At 40.2% G+C, this 244-nt stretch carries 1 protein-coding gene; it reads right to left on the bottom strand.

Annotated features, from left to right (window positions below; genetic code table 11):
* Positions 1–244: DNA-binding domain-containing protein (locus RYX56_RS24560; protein WP_317124416.1), on the bottom strand; the 244-nt coding region annotated here is incomplete at both ends.

The following is a 244-nucleotide window of genomic DNA, read 5'->3' as shown; positions in this document are numbered from 1 at the left end:
CCCTCTTATATAAATCTTTTAAAGCCGGAGTTTCCCGAACCCCCTCCTTCTCCAATTGTGCTAAAATCACCAAAATATCGAGCAAATCTTTCATTCCGCTTTCCCCAATGATCCCTAGTTCCAGCAGAATAGTTTTTCCTGCGGAAATGATGGGATAATTAGATGTCCGGTTAAAGTTTTCGGATTCGTGCTTTTGCGCATGTGTATGTAAAACGCTCAATGATTGTTGAATATCATAAAGCGA

This window comes from Alkalihalophilus lindianensis, assembly GCF_032843265.1.
Lineage (GTDB): Bacteria > Bacillota > Bacilli > Bacillales > Bacillaceae_D > Alkalihalophilus > Alkalihalophilus lindianensis.
This window is presented reverse-complemented; position numbering and strand designations above follow the sequence as displayed.